Annotated in this window: 19 protein-coding genes and 1 pseudogene; 14 read left to right on the top strand and 6 right to left on the bottom strand. The window is 59.6% G+C overall.

From position 1 onward, the window contains the following. Nucleotides 1-22: 22 nt before the first annotated feature. Together P3T16_RS16630 and P3T16_RS16635 are read left to right on the top strand one after the other, a co-directional pair. Nucleotides 23-2,320 (top strand): polysaccharide biosynthesis tyrosine autokinase, encoded by a 2,298-nt coding sequence (locus P3T16_RS16630; protein ID WP_429343099.1) that lies wholly within the window; start codon nucleotides 23-25, stop codon nucleotides 2,318-2,320. Between the two features lie 81 nt (nucleotides 2,321-2,401). After that, complete coding sequence (locus P3T16_RS16635) at nucleotides 2,402-3,403, top strand: acyltransferase family protein (RefSeq protein WP_429343100.1); 1,002 nt, start codon at nucleotides 2,402-2,404, stop codon at nucleotides 3,401-3,403. Between the two features lie 119 nt (nucleotides 3,404-3,522). Here P3T16_RS16635 and P3T16_RS16640 read toward each other — a convergent pair whose 3' ends face one another. Next, the gene (locus P3T16_RS16640) at nucleotides 3,523-3,771 is read right to left on the bottom strand and encodes a hypothetical protein (protein WP_429258454.1); all 249 of its coding nucleotides are present in this window, start codon (nucleotides 3,769-3,771) and stop codon (nucleotides 3,523-3,525) included. Nucleotides 3,772-4,386: 615 nt separating this feature from the next. Here P3T16_RS16640 and P3T16_RS16645 point away from each other — a divergent pair. Genes P3T16_RS16645 through P3T16_RS16660 form a run of 4 tightly spaced genes read left to right on the top strand, consistent with a single transcriptional unit; the run spans nucleotide 4,387 to nucleotide 8,674 of the window. Continuing rightward, a complete protein-coding gene (locus P3T16_RS16645; RefSeq protein ID WP_429343101.1) occupies nucleotides 4,387-5,874 on the top strand; it encodes a lipopolysaccharide biosynthesis protein in 1,488 nt (495 codons plus the stop codon). Between the two features lie 9 nt (nucleotides 5,875-5,883). Then, a complete protein-coding gene (locus P3T16_RS16650) occupies nucleotides 5,884-6,879 on the top strand; it encodes a glycosyltransferase family 2 protein (RefSeq protein ID WP_429343102.1) in 996 nt (331 codons plus the stop codon). Continuing rightward, on the top strand, nucleotides 6,876-7,520 hold the full coding sequence (locus P3T16_RS16655) for an acyltransferase (RefSeq protein WP_429258451.1): 645 nt from the start codon (nucleotides 6,876-6,878) through the stop codon (nucleotides 7,518-7,520). The genes P3T16_RS16650 and P3T16_RS16655 overlap by 4 nt, the downstream gene beginning before the upstream one ends. Beyond that, nucleotides 7,517-8,674 (top strand): NAD-dependent epimerase/dehydratase family protein, encoded by a 1,158-nt coding sequence (locus P3T16_RS16660; protein WP_429343103.1) that lies wholly within the window; start codon nucleotides 7,517-7,519, stop codon nucleotides 8,672-8,674. The genes P3T16_RS16655 and P3T16_RS16660 overlap by 4 nt, the downstream gene beginning before the upstream one ends. Here the strand turns inward: P3T16_RS16660 and P3T16_RS16665 are convergent. Further along, complete coding sequence (locus P3T16_RS16665) at nucleotides 8,656-8,802, bottom strand: hypothetical protein (RefSeq protein WP_429343193.1); 147 nt, start codon at nucleotides 8,800-8,802, stop codon at nucleotides 8,656-8,658. The genes P3T16_RS16660 and P3T16_RS16665 overlap by 19 nt on opposite strands. Between P3T16_RS16665 and P3T16_RS16670 the strand changes: the two genes are divergently transcribed. The 5 genes and pseudogenes from P3T16_RS16670 to P3T16_RS16690 all read left to right on the top strand — a co-directional run bounded on the left by P3T16_RS16670 (nucleotide 8,734) and on the right by P3T16_RS16690 (nucleotide 15,482). Beyond that, entirely contained in the window at nucleotides 8,734-9,594 is an 861-nt protein-coding gene (locus P3T16_RS16670) for a glycosyltransferase family 2 protein (protein WP_429343189.1), read from the top strand. The two genes, P3T16_RS16665 and P3T16_RS16670, sit on opposite strands and share 69 nt — an antisense overlap. Before the next feature lie 96 nt (nucleotides 9,595-9,690). After that, nucleotides 9,691-10,605 (top strand): glucose-1-phosphate thymidylyltransferase RfbA, encoded by a 915-nt coding sequence (gene rfbA, locus P3T16_RS16675; RefSeq protein WP_429343104.1) that lies wholly within the window; start codon nucleotides 9,691-9,693, stop codon nucleotides 10,603-10,605. Between the two features lie 157 nt (nucleotides 10,606-10,762). After that, nucleotides 10,763-11,860, top strand: a pseudogene (locus P3T16_RS16680) (glycosyltransferase family 4 protein); the annotation flags it as partial. 228 nt (nucleotides 11,861-12,088) lie between these two features. Then, a complete protein-coding gene (gene wbaP / locus P3T16_RS16685) occupies nucleotides 12,089-13,558 on the top strand; it encodes an undecaprenyl-phosphate galactose phosphotransferase WbaP (RefSeq protein WP_429343105.1) in 1,470 nt (489 codons plus the stop codon). A gap of 502 nt (nucleotides 13,559-14,060) precedes the next feature. After that, nucleotides 14,061-15,482: a glycosyl hydrolase gene (locus tag P3T16_RS16690; protein WP_429343106.1), complete on the top strand. Its 1,422-nt coding sequence runs from the start codon at nucleotides 14,061-14,063 to the stop codon at nucleotides 15,480-15,482. Between the two features lie 106 nt (nucleotides 15,483-15,588). Here the strand turns inward: P3T16_RS16690 and P3T16_RS16695 are convergent, their stop codons facing one another. Together P3T16_RS16695 and P3T16_RS16700 are read right to left on the bottom strand one after the other, a co-directional pair. Then, nucleotides 15,589-17,256: a beta-glucosidase gene (locus tag P3T16_RS16695; RefSeq protein WP_429343107.1), complete on the bottom strand. Its 1,668-nt coding sequence runs from the start codon at nucleotides 17,254-17,256 to the stop codon at nucleotides 15,589-15,591. A gap of 67 nt (nucleotides 17,257-17,323) precedes the next feature. Further along, nucleotides 17,324-18,529, bottom strand: a complete 1,206-nt coding sequence (locus tag P3T16_RS16700; protein WP_429258444.1) for a hypothetical protein — start codon at nucleotides 18,527-18,529, stop codon at nucleotides 17,324-17,326. A gap of 366 nt (nucleotides 18,530-18,895) precedes the next feature. Between P3T16_RS16700 and P3T16_RS16705 the strand changes: the two genes are divergently transcribed. Further along, on the top strand, nucleotides 18,896-20,128 hold the full coding sequence (locus P3T16_RS16705; RefSeq protein WP_429343108.1) for a glycosyltransferase family 4 protein: 1,233 nt from the start codon (nucleotides 18,896-18,898) through the stop codon (nucleotides 20,126-20,128). 9 nt (nucleotides 20,129-20,137) lie between these two features. Here the strand turns inward: P3T16_RS16705 and P3T16_RS16710 are convergent, their stop codons facing one another. Continuing rightward, the gene (locus tag P3T16_RS16710; protein ID WP_429258442.1) at nucleotides 20,138-21,070 is read right to left on the bottom strand and encodes a phytanoyl-CoA dioxygenase family protein; all 933 of its coding nucleotides are present in this window, start codon (nucleotides 21,068-21,070) and stop codon (nucleotides 20,138-20,140) included. A gap of 345 nt (nucleotides 21,071-21,415) precedes the next feature. Here P3T16_RS16710 and rfbB point away from each other — a divergent pair, with 345 nt between their 5' ends. Further along, nucleotides 21,416-22,477 (top strand): dTDP-glucose 4,6-dehydratase, encoded by a 1,062-nt coding sequence (gene rfbB / locus P3T16_RS16715; RefSeq protein WP_429343109.1) that lies wholly within the window; start codon nucleotides 21,416-21,418, stop codon nucleotides 22,475-22,477. A 106-nt stretch (nucleotides 22,478-22,583) separates the two neighbouring features. Then, nucleotides 22,584-23,135 (top strand): dTDP-4-dehydrorhamnose 3,5-epimerase, encoded by a 552-nt coding sequence (gene rfbC / locus P3T16_RS16720; protein WP_429258440.1) that lies wholly within the window; start codon nucleotides 22,584-22,586, stop codon nucleotides 23,133-23,135. Nucleotides 23,136-23,164: 29 nt separating this feature from the next. Here rfbC and P3T16_RS16725 read toward each other — a convergent pair whose 3' ends face one another. After that, complete coding sequence (locus P3T16_RS16725; protein ID WP_429258439.1) at nucleotides 23,165-23,407, bottom strand: DUF3820 family protein; 243 nt, start codon at nucleotides 23,405-23,407, stop codon at nucleotides 23,165-23,167. Nucleotides 23,408-23,508 lie beyond the last annotated feature (101 nt).

Consider the following 23,508-nt stretch of genomic DNA (forward strand, 5'->3'; position numbering starts at 1 on the left):
CCATCTTCATAGGGACACCAACGTGACTACGCCGAACCTCGACGCAAGATTTCTAAGCCCCACGAACGACGGCGCGCTTCACGCGCGGGACGTGATCCGCATGTTGTCGGATCACGTATGGACCATCGTCGCCACGACCCTGGTGGTCGTGGCGCTCACAGCGGCATACGTGTTCCTCGTGACGCCCGTCTATACGGCGGATGCGCTCGTGCGTGTAGACGCGCCCGATCCAAACGCGCTGGGCATTGCTCCGCAGGGACAGGTTCTGATGCAGAAGGCGGCGCCACCCACGGCCGCCGAAGTGGCAATGATGCAAAGTCGCACGGTGCTTGAGCCGGTACTGCACAAGTATGGTTACGACCTGACGGTCAAGCCTCGCTCGATCCCGCTGCTTGGTCTGATCTCAAGCAAGTTCGCGAAGGCGGGCAGTCCGTCGCGCGCCTGGTTCGGGCTGAAAACCTATGCATGGGGCGGCGAGCAGATTCATGTCGATACGTTGAACGTGCCGCCCGATCTGGAAAACGTAGTACTACGTCTGCGTGCGCTGGAAGGCAACCGCTACGAGGTGATCGATCCTGATGGAGAGACGCTGCTGACGGGCAAGACCGGTGTAATGGCGTCCGAGGGTAATGTATCGATGCTGGTGTCGCGGCTGGTCGCGCGGCCGGGTACCGAATTCGAGGTTACGCCCTGGAACAAGGTCAATGCGCTCAAGCGGTTTTCGCACGACGTGAAGGTGCTCGAAAAGGGTAAGGAAACGGGCGTCGTGCAGATCTCGTTCGACAGCAGCAATCCCATGCTCGCGGCCAATGTCGCTAACGGGATCGCGGAAGGTTATGTCGCGGCGACGATCACGAACCATCGGATGAACGATAGCAAGACGCTCGACTTCATCAATCAGGAACTGCCGCGTCTGCGCGAAGAACTTCGCCAGACGGAGGCAAAGCTGACCAGCTACCAGTCGGAAGCGGGTTCGCTGCAGCCGACTGTCGAAGCGCAGTCGTATTTGCAGGGCGGTATCGACTTCCAGAGGCAGATTGCCGCGTTGCAGTTGCAGCGCACGCAACTGCTCCAGCATTTCACGCCGACCAGTCCGCCGGTTGCGAACATCGACCAGCAGCTGGCCCAGCTGAATGACGCAAAGAGCAAGTTCGATGCGCGGTTCAATAACATGCCCGTGTCCGAACGCAAGAACGTCGATCTCACGCGTAACGCGAAAGTGGCGGAATCGATCTATGTGGCGATGGTGAACAAGGCCGAGGAATTGACGGTTCGCCGCGCGGGCACGACGGGCAATGTGCAGATCGTGGATAGCGCGATCCGTCCCGCGGATCCTGTGTCGCCGAATGTGCCCCTCGTGATGGGCGCGAGCGTCGGTGTGGGGCTCATGCTGGGCGCGCTGCTTGTCTTTACGCGCAGCCGGTTGCTGACGGGCGTTAGCGATCCGCATTTCATCGAGCGCGAAATGAGCGTGCCGGTACTCGGATCGGTGTTGTACAGCGCGCATCAGGCGCAGCTGGACCGGCAGGTTCCGCGCCGCAATTTTGCCGGCAATATCGGCGAGGGCATGCTGCTTGCAGGCGCCAATCCAACCCACGCCGGCGCGAACTCGATATTGCCGCCTGAAGCGCACTACCTGCTTGCACGACGCGGGCCGCACGACTCATCGGTCGAAGCGTTGCGCGGCGTTCGCACGGCGCTCCAGTTCAACGTCGGCGAGGCATCGGACAAGACGGTTGTGCTGACCGGACCCACGCCGGGTTCGGGCAAGAGTTTTGTCGCAGCCAATCTTGCCGTGCTTGAGGCTGAAACCACCAAACGGGTGTTGCTGATCGACGCAGACATGCGATGCGGGCGCCTTGCGCCGCTCTTTAACCAGCCGAATTCAGGTGGACTCGCCGAACTGCTGATGGGCAAGGTCGATCTTGAGCATGCGATTCGCGACGTTGGCATACCGGGGCTGTCGTTCATTTCGTGCGGGGCGTATCCCGCCAATCCGTCCGAACTGCTGATGATGCCGCGTTTCAGGCAGTTGCTCGAACACCTCAACCATCGCTTCGATCTGGTGATCATCGATACGCCGCCGCTGCTCGCTGTCAGCGACGCGGCGATCATCGCGAATGGCGCAGGGAAAACCGTGCTGATCCTGCGCTCCGGCATGCAGACGGAGGAAGAAATCACCGAGACGATCACGAAGCTGGAGCGCGCAGGCGCCTGGGTCGTGGGCGTAGTCTTCAACGCCGTTCCACTGCGCCGCAGCGAACGACGCAGCTATAGCTACCTGTCGGCGTATTCGAATCATAACCACATGGCAGCGTAACGACGGACTCGGGCGCGTGCGCGATGCGGCCCTGGCGGGCGGGCGTGCCACGCGTCGCCCGTCAATACCGGAGAGGTCAGCTTGAGAGAAGGTTACGAGGACTATGCGAGAGCGGCCGGGATCGTCCTGGTCGTGTATGGGCATGTACTGCGCGGACTGGTGAGTGCGGGCCTGGTGCCGTCGCATCACTGGATCCTTCAGTCCGATTACGCGATCTACACGTTCCACATGCCGCTCTTCTTTGTGCTCTCCGGCCTGCACGTGGAGCGCAGCTTGCGCCGCGGCGCGGCAGGGTATCTGGCATCGAAGCTGCAGACGATCGTGTATCCGTATTTCCTGTGGTCGCTTGTGCAGGGACTGGTGCTGCTGTTCGCATCGGGCGAAACAAATCACCCGTTCTATCCATCGGATCTCGTGAGGATGTTCTGGGATCCCTTCAGCCAGTTCTGGTTTCTCTACGCACTATTTCTGTGTCACATCCTGATCGTTCTGACGACGACCCATCGCATCAGGCTTGTTTGTGCGGCCCTCGTCGCTTACGCAATCGGAAGCATCTTCGATATCGGGATTCTCGCGTTGTCACTGAAGTTCTTTCTCTTCTTTGCGGCGGGCGTCCTGCTGGCAGGCCATGTGCGTGCAATGGTGTCGCCTTTGGCAACGGTGCCCGGGATGCTGGCGACAGCAGTCGCGCTCGGCGTCGCCATTTATCTTGCCCGTCCGCACGGCGAATACAACAGCGTCTGGGCGTTGCCAGCCACCGCGCTGGGCATTCTGCTGGTATTCGAGTTCGCATTATGGATGGATCGCTTTGGCGAATCGGTCGTACTCACGACGCTAGGCCAGGCCTCGATGCCGATCTATCTTGTGCACATTCTCGCGGGCTCAGGGGCACGCATCGTGCTGATGCATCTGCACGTCGACAATCTTTACGTGCAACTGTTTGCCGGTGTGATCTGCGGTCTGGCGGTTCCGCTCGTTCTGTACCTTGTCGTGCAGAAACTTCAGCTGGAGAAAGTTTTTGGCTTTCCCAAAGGGGGTTCGTCGCGAAGTGGACAGGGTCGGCCCGCCGGTGCGCTCAACTGACGTGATGAAGACCGTCGGTGAAGCGGTTGCGCGGACTGTGCGACGAGAGATGAATTCGTCGAGAGGATGCGAGTGGAAAAGAAGGGCGCGAGAGAGGCAGATGAGGGGCGCGGATGGAATCAGCTTCTACTGCCGTCGTGCCGGCTGTCGCGCACCAGTGCGTTGAACCACCGGCCGATCGCGCGCCCGCGCGCGGAGGCCAGTGTCGCAAGTCGCGGCACATCGGCGGCATCTCGCCTTGCGCTGATTTCGTCAGGGGTCAGAGCGCGCTCCGTCCTTTCATCGGCGCGGCGCGCAGCGATGCACAGCGACGCGACGACGACGACAGCGATGACTTCGAGGATGGCAAAGGTGATCAACAGGTACATGGTTTTCGCAAGAAGTCACGGTTCGGAAGCGGGGACAGGCCTGCATCTGGAGTCTGACGCAATGCGTTGTCTCGCGATTCGCCGAACAGTAGTCAGCGCGCGGTTCTATTCGGCGAATTGGAGGGCGGGCGCTCCCGTGATGCGGACGTCCGTCAGCCCACTTTCGACGGGAGCGGTCAGGTGAAAGTGGCCGTTCCCTATCCCGTTTCGCCGGTCTCGACGGCAAGGATACCGCGAACGCAGCGCTTGCTGGGCGGGGTGTGTGTTCGGCTCCGTACATTGCTCATGTTTAGTGCCGACTACAGTGATCCTGATGGATGCATTGCAACACGTCGTGCCGCAGTGCACCGGCAGGACCGCTGTACGTCGAAAATCGCCAGACCTGTTCCGTATGACGAATGCCTGAGTGGCCCTGTGCGACTGGCAGGCGGCGCGCGGACCAAGGTGTGCCGGAAAGGTGACGTCAGGTACGACGACAAGTTGGGTAGTGAGCTGCAGCAGCACGAAAAACGCCTAGCAATTGATTGGAATGCTGCTTTGCAGCAGCTTCACGGCGGTCCGTCGATTTATTTATGCCAGCGCGGCCCGAAACTTTCAGCCTCCATACCCACGACGATGCTAAAACGCAGCTTACTCGCCAACTACGCAGGGCAAACTGTCACCGTCGCGCTCGGTATGGTCATGGTGCCGGTGTATGTGCGCCATCTTGGCGTCGAGGCGTATGGGCTGATTGCGCTGAATGCGGTGCTGCTTGCGTGGGTCCAGGTGCTGGATCTGGGCCTCTCGCCAACGCTGTGCCGTGAGCTCGCCCGGATGCGCGACGATGCAGCGAGAGCAGAGGTGCGGGTGCTGTTGCAGTCGCTGGAAAAGTTTGTCGCCGGCATGTGCGTGCTGCTCATCGTACTGTCCCTGTTCGCGGCGCCGTTCTTTGCGCAGGACTGGCTCAAGGCGAAGGCGCTGCCCGATCGCGAGATACAGATCGCATTCATGCTGATGGTGCTGACCGTCTCGGCACGCTGGCTGTCTTCGCTCTACAGAGGCGGGCTCGTCGGCATCGACCGGCAGGCGACATTGAACGTCGTCGTCGTGACCTTCGCGATCGTTCGGGCCGTGCTGGTCGTGCCCGTGATCATGATATGGCCGCGGGTCGAGGTCTTCTTCCTGTGGCAGCTCGGCGCGATCGTGGGCGAAGGGCTCACGATGCGGCTCCTGCTGGGGCGCGTCATCCACGCCCCGATGCTGGTCTCGACGTTCTCCCGCGCGCTCCTGATGTCACGCGCGAAACTTTCGCTGTCGATTGCATTCTCGGCGCTCGTATGGGCGACGACGACGCAGATCGACAAGGTGATTCTGTCAAAGATGCTGACGCTGCCCGCGTTTGGCGTGTTCAGCATGGCGACGTTGCTGGCGGGTGGCATCCTGCTGCTGGCCAATCCGATCCAGCAGTCGTTCATTCCACGCTTTACTGCCGATAGCATCGGCGATGGCGAGCGCGCGATCGTGAGCTATTTCCTTGCGAGCGAGATCACGATGATCGCCGTGATTCCAGTCGCCGTCATTTTTGCGGCCGTACCTGAACTTGTCCTGCGGCTATGGTCGCTGTCTGCGCCGTCGACCCCGGAGGCATGGCGCATCCTGCAGTGCTATGCGATCGGCAACGCCTGTTCGGCGATTGCCGGCCTGTCGTTTCTCCTGCAGTACGCAAAGGGAAACCTGTCGCTGCATATCAAGGGAAACCTGATATTCCTCGTCATGCTGGTGCCCGCAATCCTGTATGGGGCGTTCCACGGCGGTGCGCGTGGCGTTGCCTACGCATGGCTCGCGATGAACGTCTTTCAGCTGCTTGTCTGGGTTGGCATCGTGCACCGGCAGTTCCTGCCGGGTATCAATCTGAGCTGGTACAAGGGAATGGCCGCACGGGTCGCGGCTGCCGCGCTGGTCGCCTATGCCTTTCACTTCGTCGACCTGTCGGATCCGCCACGGATCGTGTTGTTCTTTTTCCTCTTTTTCATGTGGCTCGCCATGGTGACCGCGACGGTCGCGGTTTCGCCAATCGCACAACGCAAGGCCCGCGATTTTGCGGGGCGACTTGTCTTCAACTGAGAGCTAGACATGGCTTCGAATTCCGTACCCCACGTGACGAATCCGGTTCTGTCCATAGTAGTCCTCTGTTACAACCAGGAAGACTATATCGGCGCGTGTCTGCAGAGTGTTCTGACCCAGAAGGTCGACGTGCCGTTCGAGGTGGTAATCGGCGACGACGGATCGAAAGATGGCTCTGTCGAGGTGATCGAGTCGTTCCGCGCACGCTATCCGGGGATCATCAAACTGGTGCGGCACGAAAGTAACGTGGGCTACTCGCGCAACTTTGCAGATGTGATTGCCGAAACATCAGGTGAATACATCGCGTGCATCGACGGCGACGACATGATGCTGCCGGGAAAACTCGCGCGACAACTCGATTTCCTCGAAACCCAGCGGGACTTCGGCATGGTCGTGCACAAGATGCGCACGATCAATTCAAAGACGGAAGAGCCCGTAGATTTCCCGTTGCCCAGGGCGAAACCAGCGGTTTTCGACGCCGAGTACCTGATCGAACGCGGCCCGTTCTTTTTTACCAGCTCCGCGATGTTTCGCGGCGAGTTACGCAGGCGCTATCCGGTCAATCTGGATCTCAAGGCGGTTGCCGATGTGGCGAACCTGATGCAGTCCTTCTATGGAACGCGCGCCCGCTATCTCGATGAGGAAATGGGGCTTTACCGTGTCAATCCTCAAGGATTTACGTCGACGGTCATCAAGAATCCGGCGCGACACGAGACCAATATCAGCGACATGATGAAGACGTACCGCATGGCTGAAGACCTCGGCATGGACAAGGGCGTTGTGGATCGCGGACGGGCCCGCCTCTATCTCGGCTCGGCAATCATGTATCTGGAAACCGGCCACTACCCGGAATTCGAGCGTTGCATCGCGACCAGCATGCGCTTCGGCAGGATCAGTTCGAAACAGGCGGGATTGCATGCGATGCGGCACTGGCCGCGCACGCTGCGCCGTTCGTACACCTTCGCGAAGCAGATGTTCGGCCGAACTCCGACGGTGCGCGTATGAGCGTCCTCACCGATACCTTTACGCGGATAGGCAGGCTGCAGTGGCTTGACCGATGGAATCTGCTGCAACTTGCCTGGTACCGGATCAAGGCCCGCGTCTGGTACGCGCACGAATTCGCCTCGGTCGGCGAGAAGACGGCGATCTATCGGCCGATGCTGCTCTCGAACGTGCGCCATGCCTCGATCGGAAGTCGCGTGCTGATCAGGCAGGGCGCGCGTATCGAACTGATCGTCACCGACCCGGATCGGCTGCCTTCGCTGACGATCGGCAACGACGTGAATATCGAGCAGAACGTTCACATCGTGTGCGGCTCGTCTATCGAGATCCACGACAACGTCACCATCATCGGCAACTGCGCAATCGTCGATGTCGAGCATCCCTATGAGGATGTGTACGACCCCGTTCGGATCGGGCGGCGTATCCGCACGAAGGGTAACCGCGTGGTGATTGGCGCAGGCAGCTTTATCGGCTTCGGCTCGATGATTTTGCCGAATGTCGTGATTGGACGTCATTCGGTGGTGGGCAGTCATTCCGTCGTTACGCGTGATGTGCCCGATCACTGTGTCGTCGCTGGCAATCCGGCGAGGGTAATCAAGCGCTACAGCTGGCAAACGCAAACTTGGGAGCGGTGCGAATCATGAAAGTACTCATCACTGGAGGTGCGGGTTTCATTGGCTCGAACCTTGCGAAAAAGCTGGTGGCCGCTAACGCGACGGTGACCGTGCTCGACAATCTCTCTCCGCAGATTCACGGAGACGATCCCTATAACAAGTCGGCGCTATTCCTGTCGCTCGACCCAAAGGTCCACTTTATCGAGGGTTCGGTCGCCGATCGCGCTGTGCTTGAGCGTGCCATGGAGGGGCAGGACGCGATCGTCCACCTTGCAGCGGAGACAGGCACAGGTCAGTCGATGTATGAAGTCAGCCGCTACGTGGATGTCAACGTGGGCGGTTCCGCGCTGATGCTCGACATTCTTGTGAAGAGCAAAAGTAAAACGGTTCGCAAGGTGGTCGTCGCGTCGTCGCGCGCGATTTACGGCGAGGGCAAGTATCGATCTCCCGCGCTTGGCGTCGTCTATCCCGATGCACGTGAAGAAAAGGACTTGCGCGCGGGACGATTCGACTATCTGTGTCCGCAGTCCGGTGAGCCGATGGAATGCCTGCCGACGGACGAAGACTCGAAGATCCATCCATCGTCGGTATATGGCATTACGAAATACGATCAGGAAATGATGGTGATGACCGTGTGCCGTTCGATCGGTATCGGCGCCAGCGCATTGCGATACCAGAACGTCTACGGTCCGGGGCAGTCGCTGTCCAATCCCTACACGGGCATCCTGTCTATCTTCTCGACACGCATCAAGAACGGCAATGACATCAGCGTGTTTGAAGACGGACTCGAAAGCCGCGATTTCGTGTTTATCGATGACGTTGTCGATGCAACAGAAGCGGCGCTCTTCAATGCGAATTCGGATGATCGCGTGTTCGGCATCGGTTCGGGCCAGAGAACGGCGGTGATCGATGTTGCAAGGAAACTGCGGGCGCTGTATCGAAGTGACGTGTCGATCGCGGTGACCGGCGCGTTCCGCCTTGGCGACATCCGGCACAACTACGCGGACCTCACGCGGGCACGCGAACTGCTCGACTTCGAACCCAAGGTGAGTTTCGCCGAAGGTATCGAGCGCTTCGCCGCATGGGTAGAAGGGCAGGAAGTGCAGCCGGATCACTACGAGCAGAGCATCGTCGAAATGAAATCGCGTGGACTGTACCAGGCGAGTCAGGAAGCAGCGGCGTGACGAACGGGAGCCTGAATATGAACGCCAATGCCGGGTATGCGCGACCCTTGATCGGCGTCGTGACGGTCCTTTACCAGTCCGATGGTGTGCTGGAAGATTTTTTCGCCAGTCTTGAAGTGCAGCAGCACGTCAATCTCAAGGTGTATGTGATCGACAACAGCGCAACTGAAAGCGGCAGCATCACGTCGCGCCGGATGGCCGATCAGGCCGGCATCGATACCCAGATCGTGTTTAACAACGCGAATGTCGGTGTCGCCCGGGGCAATAACCAGGGCATCAAAATGGCGCTGGCGGACGGCTGCGATTATGTGCTGCTGGCTAACAACGACGTCGAGTTTCGGGACCCGATGACGATCGCGAAACTACTCGCCCCCGTTGCCGCCGGCACGACGCTGGCCACATTCCCGAAGATCATGTACCACGGCACCAATCGTATCTGGTGCGCGGGCGGTTCGATCTCCCGCCTGAAGGCAATCACCGCGCATGTCGGTGACGGCGATGAAGATACCGGGCAGTTCGATGATGAACTGTTCTCCGAGTACGCGCCGACCTGCTTCATGATGCTTGATCGAAGTGTGTTCGAGCGCGTCGGCATGATGGACGAAAAATATTTCGTCTATTACGACGACACCGACTTTGTCTGGCGAATGAACCACGCCGACATTCATCTGCTTTATGTCCCCGTGTCGCAGGTAGGGCACAAGGTCAGTTTTTCGACGGGTGGTGACGAGACGCCTTTCAGCCTCTTCTATTGCACCCGCAATCGTATCTATTTCAGCCGCAAGAACCTGGGCTTTCCATACTCCGTGATTGCCGCGGGGTACTCGCTGATCGCCATGCTTGCGAAATGCCCGCGTTTCACGCCGGCCGGGCGCAAAAGCGTGATACGCGGAATCGTGGCGGGGATGCGCCTCGCCTGACAGGGGTCGGGCCGACGCTGTTAGCGCGTGCGAATGGCAGACACAGCAGCATAGACACAACACCAGGCAGACAAACCGTCCTTCGAAGAGGCGATCATGACGCGCAAAGGCATCATCCTGGCCGGAGGCTCCGGCACCCGGCTCTATCCGATCACGCATTCGGTTTCAAAGCAGCTGCTGCCGGTGTATGACAAGCCGATGGTTTACTACCCGCTTTCGACACTGATGGTGGCGGGTATCCGTGACGTGCTCATCGTCTCGACGCCGCGCGACCTGCCCGGTTTTGTCGCGCTGTTCGGCGATGGCAGCCGCTGGGGCATGAACCTGCAGTATGCGGTGCAACCTTCGCCGGACGGACTTGCGCAGGCATTCGTGATCGGGCGCTCGTTCGTGGGCCATAGCCCGAGCGCACTGATTCTCGGCGACAACATTTTTTATGGCCACGATCAGGCTGCGCTGCTGGAGCGCGCGAACCAGCGCGCCGAAGGTGCGACTGTGTTCGCGTATCACGTGCAGGATCCGGAGCGCTACGGCGTCGTCGAGTTCGATCCGCGATTCAGGGCACTTTCAATCCAGGAGAAGCCATCGAATCCACGCTCGAATTATGCGGTGACGGGTCTCTACTTCTACGACAGACAGGTTTGCGATATCGCGGCCGATATCCGTCCGTCCGCACGCGGCGAACTGGAAATCACCGACGTCAACACGTGCTATCTGGACCGCGAGCAGCTTCACGTCGAGATCATGGGGCGAGGCCATGCCTGGTTCGATACCGGCACGCATGATTCGCTGATCGACGCGGCAAGCTTCATTGCGACGCTTCAGAAGCGTCAGGGAATGATGGTTGCGTGCCCGGAGGAAATCGCTTTTCGCAAGGGCTGGATCGATGCGGAGCAATTGCAGATGCTCGCAGGACCGCTCACTAAAAATGCTTATGGAAAGTACCTTCTGAGCCTTCTCTCCGACCGGGTGACGTGGCCCAGCGAAGAGGCGTTCGCCGTCCCCGCATAACCCCGTGCAAGAGGCGTCCGGTCGCGCGTCACCCGGCCGGCCTTCTGTGCGAATCCGAACCGAACCAGGGATAACACCCGCCTAGGATCGTTACTAATGTCGCAGCGCGGCAATCATATCCAGCCGCGGTGCATCTGTCCGATCAGGGAGATTTTCGATGAAGGTTGCACTTGTTCATGACTGGCTTGTTACCTACGGCGGGTCCGAGAAAGTGCTCGAAGAAATTGTCGAATGCTTTCCTGACGCGGACATCTTCTGCCTTGTCGATTTCCTGTCGGATCGCACTTTTCTTAAGGGAAAGACGGCAACCACTTCGCTGGTGCAGAAGCTTCCATTTGCGAAAAAGCGGTATCGCGGTTATCTGCCGTTATTCCCGTTCGCGATCGAGCAGTTCGATCTGTCGGCCTACGATCTGATCATCTCAAGCTCGCATGCCGTGGCAAAAGGTGTGATCGTGGGCCCCGACCAGTTGCATGTGAGTTATGTGCACTCGCCGATCCGCTATGCGTGGGATCTTCAGCATCAGTACCTGAAGGAAGCGGGTCTGACAAAGGGCGTGCGCGCCACGCTTGCGCGCGCTGTGCTGCACTACCTGCGTACGTGGGACACACGCACATCGAACGGCGTCGACGCGTTTGTCGTCAATTCGGATTTCATTGCCCGTCGGGTTCAGCGCGTATACCGGCGCGAGGCAACTGTCGTTTATCCGCCGGTCGACATCGAAGCGTTCCAGCTGTGCACGGAGAAGGAATCGTTCTACGTCACGGTCTCGCGCATGGTGCCGTACAAGAAGATGGATCTGCTTGTCGAAGCATTCGCCGGCATGCCGGATCGCACACTGGTTGTGATCGGCGACGGCCCGGATATGGCGAAGGTGCAAGCCAAAGCTGGCGCGAACGTGAAGATCATGGGACATCAACCCTTCGCTGTGTTGAAGGACTATCTGCAGCGCGCGCAGGCATTCGTATTTGCCGCCGAGGAAGATTTCGGCATCTCGGTTGTCGAAGCGCAGGCGTGCGGCACACCGGTGATTGCATTCGGCAAGGGTGGCGCGCTCGAGACCGTCATCGACGCATCGCGACCCATGCCGACCGGCGTCTTTTTCGAAGAGCAGACCGTCGAGGCGGTGCAGGCCGCCGTCAGACATTTCGAGGAACGTGCGCAGCGCTTCCTGCCTGAACACTGTCGGGCCAACGCGGAACGGTTTTCGAAGGCCGCTTTCCGCGCGGGCTTCATGGCGGCGGTGCTTAAGGCGGCGGAAGGGCGACAGCAGTTGCCGGTGTGGCAGAAGATCCGGCTGTCGCTTATGCAGCCTGCGCATCATGTGCCTGCGTCCGGCACCCTTGAAGAGATCGATATGCAATCTGTCTAGCGCGCACCTGAACGACGGAGCGGGCCTTCCCGCACGAACGAACACGACGATGCAACGGTTTTGCAGGCTCATATAAAAAAGTCAGCGGCACTTCATACGAGGACATGCCAAGTGAACTCCACCATTAGCATTGGGTATCCGCTATTACCCAGACTGGGCGTACGTCCTTTCCCTGTACTTGCGAACAAGTTCTCGCTCGCTGCAGCCGACTTGCTGGGCTACACGCTCGCACTGCTCGTCACGACCCATTTTCTCGGTACGTTCGAGTCTGCCGATCTATCCGATTTTCGGGCGACGTTCGCGAACCAGCCGGTGCTGATTTACCTGCTGCTCGCGGTGGCGGGAACCGCATGGTTCTGGGGAGGGCTGCGACACTACACGTGCCGCAAGCCGATGTGGCGTGAGTTCCAGGAAATTTTCCGGACACTGATCGTGCTGGCCGTCATTCATCTGGCGCTCACCACGCTGACAAAAGGCCTGTTCTCGCGAGGATGGTGGGCATTGATCTGGAGTTGCGCACTCGTCCTCGTGCCGGCGTGCCGGTCATTGATGAAGCGCGCTCTTGACTACGCGGGTCTCTGGAAGCGGCCGACATTGATCATAGGCTGCGGTGAAAACGCGATGGAGGCAAAGCAGGCGCTGACGAGCCAGGCATTTCTGGGCGTCGCCGTGGTGGCCTATGTCGCGCCCGAAGTGAACACGAAAGACATCGCGGTGTCCGATGCGCCCGTCGTGCACGGCGTGACACCCGCCACATTCAGGTCGTTGCCCGGCGTGCAGGTCGTCATCGCGCTTGAACACGATCATCGCGCGCTGCGCGACGCCTGGGTTCGTGGGCTCACACAGAATGGTGTTCGCGACGTCACCGTCATGGCGTCGATGCGTGGTGTGCCCCTGTCCGGCACTGACATGTCGTACTTCTTCGGTCATGAAGTCATGATGCTGCGCGTGCAGAACAATCTCGCGCGCTTTTCAGCCATTGTGGTGAAGCGGGCCTTCGATCTGGCTGTTGGCGGGTTCCTGATGCTGATGTTGTTGCCGCTCTTCGCGATCCTGATGACGCTCGTGGCGCAGGACGGCAGTTCCGCGTTTTTTGGTCACACGCGAATTGGCCAGAACGGCAGGCGGTTCAAGTGCTACAAGTTCCGCTCGATGGTGCCGGACGCCGACAAGGTGCTCAAGGCGCTGCTGGAACGCGATCCAGTCGCACGTGCCGAGTGGGAGAAGGACTTCAAGCTGAAAAACGATATCCGCGTCACATCGATCGGCGCGTTGCTGCGCAAGACCAGTCTCGACGAACTGCCGCAGCTCTGGAACGTATTGAAAGGCGACATGAGTCTCGTCGGGCCGCGTCCGGTCATCGAAAAGGAAATCGAGCGATACGGCGACGAGGCTGCCTATTATCTGCTCGCCAAACCGGGCATGACGGGTCTATGGCAGGTGAGCGGGCGCAACGACACCGACTACGCGAGGCGTGTGTTTCTTGACGCGTGGTACGTGAAGAACTGGTCGCTCTGGTATGACATCGCGATCCTGTTCAAGACGGTTGGTGTCGTGTTGCGCCGCGACGGCGCTTATTAACCGGCGACTCAGGAGTCGGGTCGTGCGGTGACCGCCACGCGATCGCGAAAAGCACCCGCGTGGTGCATTATGTCAGGTAAGGCATACCTGTTTATTTATATGATAATTAAACAATTTACCGAATATATGTTGTATTGATCAGGGTATGCGGTAATTCATAATATAAATGCAATTGTTATTGTAATTTTTATACTCATTCGCGCTTTCGTATCCTCATGCGATGCCTCCCGGAAAGGAGAAAAATTTCCTCCTTCCGACCCCGTTCAGATCTGGATATGCTCCCGCCGTTGGTTCGTTTTTCCGTCTCAAATGACTGATTTTGTTCGATTTGCCGCATAAGCGTTTGGCAATTCTGCAAATATTCTGCGAAACCCGTTTTCCTCAATCCTCTGACGAACCAGGGTGTTTCTTGCTTATTGGAAAGTTTTGCCAGCAGCACTTAAAAATCAGCAAAAAGATACCGCTATACTGCATCGCTTTGACGAAACTAAAACTCGGACAAATGAATCAGGTCAAACGCAGGGATCAGAATAACGGCATCGTTTCTTCCATTTCGGCAATGACGGAACCGGTTCACACCGTGAGCGGGTCCCGCGTTCCGCGGCGCAAATTTCTCGCCGGCCTGCTGGCCGGTGCGGGGAGCGTGGCGCTTTCCGCCTGCGGCGGCGGTGGCGGCTCCGACGGCGCGGGTAGCAACGCTGCCGCCGCCCCGGGTGTGCGCGGACAAAGCGCCGCCGCAGAATCGGCGAACGGCACCCGGCTACCGCCAGCGACGAGCATTGTCGACAGCGCGCAAAACCAGTGGACGATCGGAGGCGACGCAGTCGTGCTGCGTAACGGCGTCAATACCGGCTGCAACATCCGCCCGACATGGCTCGTGTACCTGAATCACGTGGTCTATGCGCAGGACGCGTCCAACACCTGGAGCGTTTATTCGCAGGGTGGCTGGGCGATTACGCCGGACCCGACGACTGTCGCGGCGGCGGCGACGTCCACCAAGCTCTTCTACGGAATGAACGGCCACATGGCGTGGACTTCCACGGCCTATCAGACCATATCGCCCGCGCAGCAGGTCGCGATCCTCCAGGATCTGGGCGTGACCAACTATCGCGCCGACGTGGCCGATGCCGGCATGGCGCAGACCGTCGCGAACGCACTGAAGGGCGCCTTTGCAGGCACGGGCATCTCGATCCTGCCCTGCATCAACGTGTGGAACACGTATAACCAGCACGCCTCGGAATCCGACGCGTACAACCTCGGCCACCAGCTCGCGGTATCGATCGCTACGCCGCTGAAGGGTCTCGTCAAATACATCGAATGCGGCAACGAACTCGATTCAAATGGCCTGATCCACGGCGGAGGTAACCTCGCGACCGATTACGATCCGGCGATCTGGCCGGCATTCCGTGGCGTGCTTCGAGGTTTGATCGACGGCGTCAAATCAGTTGATCCGACCATTCAATGCGGCGTCAACGTGGGGGTGCCGCTCGCCTATGAAGCATTGCAGATGCTATGGAATGGCGTGCAGCCGAATGGCACGTCGACCGGTCAATCCGGCGCGACGCCCCTGCGTTGGGACGTCACAATGTTCCACTGGTACGAAAGCTCGGGCGACATCCGTCGCGCCGGTTCCCAGGGTCTCACCGACGTGCTGCAGATCCTGAGGGATTCGTTCAGCCTGCCGATCTGGCTGACCGAATGGGGCTATCAGCTGTCGGACGACGCGGCGACGCAGGCGACCTACGTCACCACGACGCTGAACGAGTACTACACGATGCGGAGCACCTACAACCTGCAGTCCGTCATGATGTATCAGCTGTTCGATACGGGCACCGATACGTACGGTTTGCTGGCCGCCGACGGCACGACACGCAAGGCGTGCTACGCATCCTTCAAGAACTTCGTCGCTGCCAATCCGGTGTGAACGTAATCGTCCTGCTGTGAGCCCGCGTGGGACGAAGTGTTCCCGCGCGTCCCGCACCTTGATGACCACCCGCGTCGCGTCGTGTTCCGCCGTCGCCGCTGCCGTTTCACTGCGGCGACCGCGCGGGAACCAGATAGCGGGGAAGTGGCCCCACTCGCCAGCTGAAAGGCTGCGAAGTGATCGTCGTGCGCGTCTCGATGCCTTGCCAGTCGCGCTGGATATAGTTACCCGCAGGCACGCTGATGCTCGCGATCCGTTCGTCCGGACCGATCGTCCAGCCGGCGATCACCGGGCTATCGGTGCCGTACTGATATGCCTTGGTGTCATCCGTGTCGACGAGCGTTTTGCTCCACGAGCGATTACCCAGCGTGCTGCTCAACACGGAAGCTGCAACGAACGCAGGCTTCGGCGAAAGATCGTGCCGCAGGATTCCAAAGTTGTGCTCGGGGTTGTTCGGGTCCGGGCCGTCGTCGATGAAGTCGTACCAGAATAGAACGCGAACGGTGGCATAGCGCCGGGACAGCAGGTAACTGCGCGCCAGATTGGCCGCCTCCGTCGCTTCATCCTGCCCCGGCACCTTCGGATTGACGGGCCAGCCCAGTTCCGTCACCCATACCTGAAGTTGCCGTCCGTCCGCCTTCACATGATCGGCGGCAAACTGTTTCAGGTACGGCCACGTTGTCGGGATGCTGACCGCGTCGATGGGCGCGCCGACCGCCTTGTATCCCTTCTCGGGCGTATTGGGCGGCATATACGGATGAACGCTGAAGCCGTCCTGGTCGTTCAACCCACCGTTCTTGATGAGGGCCACCATACAGTCCGCTCCTGGGCCGCCGCCAGCGCCTCCGCCGCCACACGAAATAACCGTCGAGTCGGGGCTGCGTTGCTTGATGGTCCGGTACGTGTCCTTCAGAAGATCCAGATACTGCGTGTAGCCGACCTTGTTGAAGTCCGGTTCATTCCACACTTCCCAGGACTTCACAGTCTTGCCGTATCGCTCGACGACCGCGTCGACGTAGCGGACAAATCGCGCGCGCGCTTCCGGCGACTCAGGAAACAGGGAACTGGAGAACAACGCCGGGTAAGCGCCTCTATTGCCGTAACTCAGGACGGCGAGCGGTGAGATACCGAGTTTCGCGCACGCGGAAATGTAGGTGTCGAACTGTTTGGGAAAGCGAAACTCCCCAGGCGTCTTCTCGATTGCATCCCAGTAGAGTTCGTCGCGGATCCACGAAAAGCCGGCTTGCCGCACGAGCGGAAGCACCACCGCGGGCGATCCCTGGTTCTGCGCAAAGTGCGTGACGACGCCGAAGTCGGGGGGGGCGATCGTCTTGCGCTCCTGCACGACGGCAACATCGACTGCCATGTGTCCACGCGTCGCTCCGTCGGCGGTGGTCAGCGTTGAGTCGATCCGCGCGAGGCCCGGACGGTCGGTCGCCACGGGAATGCTGATCGTGTTTTCACGCGACATATCGCTGATCTGACGTTGATACGAGGCGAGCGGAACGTCCGCGATCCTGCCGTTCTGGTCATAGGGCAAAACGCGCACGGTCAACGTTCCCGTGCCCGCATCGGCCGACGGCGCGACAAGCAATGTGACCGATTTTTTCCCGCCGCCTGAAACGATCAGCGATCCGGCAGGATCGCCCACTCGAATGGAGGTCTGCGCGATGCACGGGATCGAAGCAGTGAACAGCAGGGAGGCGCACAGCAGTGTGCGAAGGCGTCGCGCAGGCGTATTGAAACCATGCGGGCGAGGCCAGGTCGCGCGCATACGCCCTCTGGTTTGCTCCGCGTTTTCCGGACGGCAGAACCGGGTCATGTCCCGACGCATGATGGCGTCACGTAGCCGCCGGGCGGCCGCGCGCGTTGCTCAATCGTCTACTCCGTACGACCGCTCTTCGCTGGTTGAGCACGAACGCGCGTTGCGCCGTGGCGGCACGAAATGCCTCGAATCGCGGCCAGTAACAGATCAGCCAGGCGAGGGGCACGAACGACGTCACCATGATCAGGCTGACCGTTGCCGTGAGGAGCAGGAACAGCAGGATAACAAAGCCGTCGCTGGCCGTGAATGCCAGTACGCCAAGCAGCAGCAGACCGCCGACAAGGCCCATATCGGTGATCATCCCTGGGACGCTTGTGAAGGTGACATCGTTGATTTCGTAAAGCGCCTGACTCATGGAAATGTAGGACAGGTACCCATATTCGGCGTTGAGCTGACGTGCTGTGACGCCTTTCAGGATGTCTGAGAACCGCGCGTCGAACAGAAACGGGTATCCCGATAGCCGGCTCGCAAACGTCTCGGATCCGAAGAAATTATGCTGGCTCATATAAAGCGCGACCGCCATGGAAGCGCCGGTGAACAACACCAATGAAACCAGCGGATGGATCGCCCGTAGCTGGCGGCGAAAGCCGTACAGGATCGCGAACACGAGCAGCACCATCGACGCCTTGGAAAAGCTGATGACGAGCCCGATGCCGTACAACACGACCATTGCCCGGTTGATGGGCCGCCGCTCCATCAGATAGATCATGAACGACGCGACCAGCAGCGACGCAAAAAATCCCGCTTCGCGTGAGAAGCCGCTGACGCGTGCGAAGTAGAGAATTTCGTAGAAGTTAGTGTTGGTCTGGGTCGCCGAATCGCCCCACAGCATGGATGAAACCTGGTCAGGCCCCAACTGGACGGCAAGATCGTAATCGACGTAGTAGAGAACGAACTGCGCAAGCGCGAAGACGATATTGATTGCCATCCACACATGCAGATATTCGATACGCCGTGAAAACGTGTACATGAGGTAGCCGATACAGATCGCGACGGACACGACCTTGGCCGCGGCCATCGGCAAGCTGAGCAGACAGACCGCGACGGCGATGACAACCGGGACGCCCCATCGGCGAGACGTGGCAAGGAGAAACGCGCTGAATCCCGGGTCGAGAAACGGGATCAGGACATACAGGTAGATCGTGACGCCAGAAACCTGTGGATTGAAAATCACACAGGTAAAGAACATGTAGAAAAGCATCGAGACGACTTTTGCGTACATTGGCATCTCCGGCGCCTTTCGTGCGCTCGAGTCATGGAATTTTCGCAGCGTGGATCGGGGGCGGAAGCCGGCACGCGCCCTCTTCGACAGCAACATCGTCTCAAGGTAGGGTGGGCGGGCTCCCCGCTCAGTGCGGAACCGAACTTTAAGGCGGCCTTCTTTTATGTCGCTGACCGCAAAGGCAGCTGGGGCGCGCAGCCTGTGACGACCCGCGTGAGGATGTGTGTGAAACCGTACTGATCGGGTTCCGCGCGCGATAGCCTAATGACATCACGTTTACACGTACGACACGCGGCTTCTACGCCGCTCGACGAGAACGTACGGTGATCTTGCCACACGTGATGTCATGGACGGGAGCGTTACCTGATGAGCCAGTTTCTGAACCGGCCGGAAGCCGGTCCTGTGGACGCGATCGTCGACGGCGCGGTGCCAGTGACGGCTGGAGAGATGTCGCATGACCGGAACATGCCGCAGAGCACGCTCAGGTTTGCCATTAATGGCAAGTTTGCGTCACAGCGGATAACGGGTGTGCAGCGCGTTGGCTACGAACTGGCTGTCGCATTTCAGCGGCTGTATCCGGACGACACGGATCTGCCGACGCTGCTTCCCGCCGATGCGCACGCCGATGTCGTGCTGCCCAGATCGAGAACCGTGTTCCGCTGGCTCACGGGACCGCTATGGGAGCAACTGGCACTCCCATTCGCGACAGGCGGCCGGATGCTGCTGAGTCTCTGCAACATCGGCCCGCTACTGGCGCGCCGTCAGCTCGTGCTGATGCATGACGTCGCGGTCTACGATCTGCCGGAAAACTATTCGTGGAAATTCAGGCTTTGGTATCGCGTTGCATTTTTTATCCTGAAGCAGACGGTAACGCATATCGTGACCGTGTCGGAGTTTTCAAAGCAGAGAATCATGACGCGTCTGGGTGTCGACGGTTCGCGCATTTCGGTGATCCGCAATGGTGTGGATCACTTCGACAGGATCGAGCCCGATACCTCGATCCTGACGCGACTGGATGTGCGAAGCGACGGCTACGTGCTGGTCGTCGGCAATCTTTCGGTGGGCAAAAATCTTGCGCGCGTTCTCGCGGCTATCGAGCGTCTGGGCGCGAGGCACGACTGGAAATTCGTTGTTGTGGGTGGGTGCGATCTACGGGTTTTCAATTCGAAAGCGAAAGCAGGGTGTGACGTCTCTCCGAATATCGTCGCCGCAGGATTTGTTACGGATAGCGAATTGAAATCTCTGTACAAAAACGCGGCGTGCTTCGTTTTCCCGTCGCTTTACGAGGGTTTCGGGCTGCCGCCGCTGGAGGCGATGTATTGCGGGTGCCCGGTTATTGCGTCGCGTGAAGCGGCGCTGCCTGAAGTGTGCGGAGATGCCGCGATGTATTGCGACGCGCACTCAGTCGAAGACATCGCCAGCAAGATCGAGGACATGATGGGGGACGCCGCGTTGCGTGACGTCTGGCGCGCGCGCGGCTACAAGCATGCCGCGGCGTTTCGCTGGGAACTTACCGCGCGACAGTTGCAGGCCGTGCTGGAACGCCAGCCGGGTGGCAGAAAGGCCGTCGGGCCTGGCGCTCACGCCGCTCAGGTTTGATCAGGGCGTTTAGTCAGAGCGCCGCAGAACGCGGGCGACCCTTCGTATCAGCGTCACGGGATCGTAGTACCGGTAACGTCGCGCATGCCGTACGAATTCGATGACCGCACCGCCGCGGCGCAGCCACTGCCGACGCCGGCGGGCCGAGGTCTCCTGCCGCCGGTTGTGCCATTCGAAGTCACGGGGTGCGCCTTCACGACGCGGCGGGCCGGCGAATACGAGAATGTAGGCGAGCCTCGGGTGCGCGGTCAGATTGGGGCCGGCCGAGTGGAGGGTCCTTCCGGCGTGAATGACAGCGCCGCCGGCGGGCATCGAGCAATGGACAGCGTCTGCCGGATTGAAAGCGCCGATGCACTGGAGTCCATGAATGCGCTCGTCGCGGTTAAGCGGCTGATGCGCGAGGACGCCGATCATATGGGAGCGCGGAATGTAGCGCATGCATCCGTTTGCCGGGGTGACTTCACTGGTGGGCATCCAGATGGCGACCTGCTGGCGGCCGCGGTCGAGATCGGTTTGATAGGCCTCGTCCTGATGCCACGGCGTTTCGGCGCCGTGATGCGGCGGCTTGAAGATGGCGTGATCGAAAGCGAAGGTTGCATCAGGGCCAAGCACCTGCCGTGCGATCGCCAGCGCTGCCTTGAAGTAATCGCTCTTATGCAGCGAGGGCGCGTAATTGTGAGGCCAGACCAGCTCGGTCAGCTTGTCGGAACCCGGTCCGTCGTCCGGGTCGACGAGATCGCGACGCGCGCCTTCCTTGAACCCGACTTTGCGCGCGAGCAGATCCTTGATCGTCGCGTCGATCTTTGCAACGTCGGCTGCGGGCGCGATTGAGGGCAACGTGACAAATCCCTGTTCATTCAGGATTCGCAGCTGCTCGTCGCTTAGTGGCCCGGAGGATCGGGTTTGTTCTTCAAATTCAAGTTTTTCTGTCGATATTGCCACGGCAGGCCCCGAAGTGAGCTGGCAGCTTGAAGTATGCGTTCAAGGGATCAGGAAGCAGAAAGCGGAAACGTCGGACCAGGCGGTTGTGACGCTTCCGCACAGGGACGTGCCACCCGTAAGAATTCCATTGTGGAAATCATGTCCTCCTTAAGTCGGAAAATTGGAGTTGATGCTAGGTAGCGGGGCAACATCGTTCTGTGCGGTTGCGTACACGCTTTTCAGCGGGCGATTCAGAACGAAGGATGCGAAATGGTCTGCTGTCTCGCCGGACCCGGGTGCCGGAGCGGGCCGACTGGATTCTTTGGCCTTTCTTTTGAGGCTCACCACAGGCTTAAGGGGAATTTCATGATTCTCGTGACGGGCGGAGCCGGCTTCATCGGCGCAAACTTTGTAATCGGCTGGCTGGACGGCGTGGACGAAGCTGTCGTTAATGTCGACAAGCTCACGTATGCCGGCAACCTGGGCACGCTCAGGTCGTTACATGGTGATCTCAGCCATATCTTCGTGCGTGCCGACATCTGCGATCGGGAGACGATGGATGTACTGCTCGCCGAATACCAGCCACGCGCAATCCTGCATTTCGCGGCAGAAAGCCACGTGGACAGGTCGATTCACGGACCCGCAGACTTTGTGCAGACCAATATGATGGGCACGTTCACCTTGCTCGAAGCGGCGCGCCACTACTGGAGCACGTTGCCGGACGGCGAAAAGAGCACGTTCCGCTTTTTGCATGTATCGACGGACGAAGTTTTCGGCTCGCTCGACGCCGGCGACACGCCGTTTTCGGAGCGGTCCCTGTATGCGCCCAATAGTCCTTATTCGGCCTCAAAGGCCAGCTCGGATCATCTGGTGCGTGCGTGGCACCACACCTATGGACTCCCCACGCTCACGACCCATTGTTCCAACAACTACGGACCGTTCCAGTTCCCGGAAAAGCTGGTCCCGTTGATGATCACGCGGGCGCTGGCTGGCGATCCGCTGCCCGTCTACGGTGACGGGAAGAACGTCCGCGACTGGCTCTACGTCGGCGACCATTGCAGCGCGATTCGAGCGATTCTGTCGAAGGGGCATCCGGGCGAAACGTACAACATCGGTGGATGGAACGAAGTAACGAACATCGAGGTCGTGCGTACGCTGTGCGATCTGCTCGACGAGCTCAGGCCAAAACGCACCGGCTCTTACAAGGACCAGATCGCATGGGTGCCGGACAGGCCGGGTCACGACCGGCGCTATGCAATCGACGCGCGCAAGCTGGAACGCGAAATCGGCTGGAGGCCAGCCGAGACGTTTGCAAGCGGCCTCGCGAAGACGGTGCAGTGGTATCTCGATCACCCGCACTGGGTCGGCGAGGTAGCGTCAGGCGATTACCGCAAATGGGTGGAAACCCATTACGCGAAAAGTGCGTAACGGCGCGGCGAAAGTGCTCAAGCGAACGGAACGCATCACGTATTGCGCGCGATATGAGGAATCTCAGCGGAATGTTAATCCAGTACCTTTGAATGGAGAGGTCGGCATGGCTATCAAGGTGATCCCCACTGCGCTTGCCGAAGTCAAGGTGATCGAGCCGAATGTGTTCGGTGATGCGCGTGGATTTTTCTTCGAGAGCTTTAACGCCAGCGACTTTGCGGAGAACGTCGCCAGTGGCGTCGAGTTCGTGCAGGACAATCATTCGCGCTCGGCACGCGGCGTGCTGCGCGGTTTGCATTATCAGATCCAGCATCCGCAGGGAAAACTCGTCCGCGTGATCGCTGGCGAAGTATTCGACGTGGCGGTGGATATTCGCCTCAGTTCACCGACCTTCGGAAAATGGACGGGTGCGCATCTCAGTGCGGAAAACCGTCGGCAGATGTGGGTGCCGCCCGGGTTTGCACATGGCTTTGTTGTGTTATCGGAGACGGCGGAGTTCGTCTACAAGACGACTGACGTGTGGTTTCCCGAACACGAACGCAGCCTCCTGTGGTGCGATCCGGAAATCAATATCGACTGGCCGATCGAGTTCGATCCGGTGCTTGCGCCCAAAGACGCGGCCGGAAAGCTGCTGTATGAAGCGGAATACTTTGCCTGACGTCCATACGCCGGCGTGCCAGGTCCCCATCAGCCACCGCGCGATTCACGGCCGCTCGCGTGACGCCGGCGCAACGGCTCCAGCAGCGAAGAAAGGCCGTTGTGATCGATTTCCTGCATTAGCGCCAGCAACTGGCCAATCTCGCCCCGCGGAAACCCTTTGTTCGCATACCAGTTGAGGTAAGGGCCGGGCAGATCCGCGATCAGCCGGCCTTTGTATTTGCCATAGGGCATCACGCGGGTGACGAGAAGTTCCAGGTGTTCCGGGTTCATTGCGATGTCTGTCTGTTGCGCCGGACTTGCGGCGATGAATCGCCATGATGCCTCATTAGCGGTCCGTGTCTTTGGCGTGCGCAAGCGGCGAGGCCGACGCG

The organism is Paraburkholderia sp. GAS42 (genome assembly GCF_050436565.1).
Classification (GTDB): Bacteria; Pseudomonadota; Gammaproteobacteria; order Burkholderiales; family Burkholderiaceae; genus Paraburkholderia.

Bases quoted from the DNA above. Each gene is read 5' to 3' on its own strand.
- P3T16_RS16640 (WP_429258454.1), bottom strand. From the start codon at position 3,771: ATGTACCTGTTGATCACCTTTGCCATCCTCGAAGTCATCGCTGTCGTC.
- P3T16_RS16645 (WP_429343101.1), top strand. From the start codon at position 4,387: ATGCTAAAACGCAGCTTACTCGCCAACTACGCAGGGCAAACTGTCACC.
- P3T16_RS16650 (WP_429343102.1), top strand. From the start codon at position 5,884: ATGGCTTCGAATTCCGTACCCCACGTGACGAATCCGGTTCTGTCCATA.
- P3T16_RS16655 (WP_429258451.1), top strand. From the start codon at position 6,876: ATGAGCGTCCTCACCGATACCTTTACGCGGATAGGCAGGCTGCAGTGG.
- P3T16_RS16660 (WP_429343103.1), top strand. From the start codon at position 7,517: ATGAAAGTACTCATCACTGGAGGTGCGGGTTTCATTGGCTCGAACCTT.
- rfbA (WP_429343104.1), top strand. From the start codon at position 9,691: ATGACGCGCAAAGGCATCATCCTGGCCGGAGGCTCCGGCACCCGGCTC.
- P3T16_RS16690 (WP_429343106.1), top strand. From the start codon at position 14,061: ATGAATCAGGTCAAACGCAGGGATCAGAATAACGGCATCGTTTCTTCC.
- P3T16_RS16695 (WP_429343107.1), bottom strand. From the start codon at position 17,256: ATGCGCGCGACCTGGCCTCGCCCGCATGGTTTCAATACGCCTGCGCGA.
- P3T16_RS16700 (WP_429258444.1), bottom strand. From the start codon at position 18,529: ATGTACGCAAAAGTCGTCTCGATGCTTTTCTACATGTTCTTTACCTGT.
- P3T16_RS16705 (WP_429343108.1), top strand. From the start codon at position 18,896: ATGAGCCAGTTTCTGAACCGGCCGGAAGCCGGTCCTGTGGACGCGATC.
- rfbB (WP_429343109.1), top strand. From the start codon at position 21,416: ATGATTCTCGTGACGGGCGGAGCCGGCTTCATCGGCGCAAACTTTGTA.
- rfbC (WP_429258440.1), top strand. From the start codon at position 22,584: ATGGCTATCAAGGTGATCCCCACTGCGCTTGCCGAAGTCAAGGTGATC.
- P3T16_RS16725 (WP_429258439.1), bottom strand. From the start codon at position 23,407: ATGAACCCGGAACACCTGGAACTTCTCGTCACCCGCGTGATGCCCTAT.